The sequence below is a fragment of the Wolbachia endosymbiont of Tuta absoluta genome (genome assembly GCF_059414725.1).
In genome coordinates, this window is record NZ_JBNRJY010000806.1 from 1 (window position 1) to 592 (window position 592).

The window sequence follows — 592 nt, forward strand, 5'->3', positions numbered from 1 at the left end:
AAACGAATATGACAGAGAATTTACCTTAAGTAAATGCATTATTGATTTCTATTATTCTATTCACAATATAAAAGTAGATAAAGAGATAGCATTGTTCTTTTCTTTGGGTAGTCATTATAAAAAACTTTCATCATCTAACAAAACAGTAAAAAGAGAAGTATCAGAGATATGTGAAGATCGATCTCGCCTTTACTGGATAATAATAAGTTAATTTTTATACTAAAATTTTCTTTATAAACTATGCTCTCAGGAATGCTCCAACACTCGCAGCACAATCAGTCCTGTAGCGCCCCCCATGTTCACCGTCCAGGGCGTGAGCAGCGTGAACACGGCTGTACTGAGCACGCCAAAACCTAGCGAGTACTTCCCGCCGAACCGCTCGGCGAGTATCCCGCCGGGCAGATGCGTCACTATGTACCCGTAGTAGAAGGCGCTCAGGATTATGCCTTGCGTCTCCTCGTCCCAGTTGAAGCCAGTTATCACCTGTAGGCAAAGGTTGGATATTATTTTCTTTGATGCTATTTTTACAAATTAAACAAATACTATTATTACGGCACGAGAAAGGCAAAAGAAAAGATACAAACAGCTGTCA

1 protein-coding gene and 1 pseudogene are annotated in these 592 nt (G+C 39.9%); one reads left to right on the forward strand and one right to left on the reverse strand.

The genetic code is table 11. The annotated features are described in order from the left end of the window. Positions 1-211 (forward strand): annotated as a pseudogene (locus tag ACJ5GX_RS08160) (hypothetical protein); the annotation flags it as partial. A 35-nt stretch (positions 212-246) separates the two neighbouring features. Here ACJ5GX_RS08160 and ACJ5GX_RS08165 read toward each other — a convergent pair. Beyond that, a complete protein-coding gene (locus tag ACJ5GX_RS08165) occupies positions 247-483 on the reverse strand; it encodes an MFS transporter (RefSeq protein WP_495292900.1) in 237 nt (78 codons plus the stop codon). Positions 484-592: the final 109 nt, after the last annotated feature.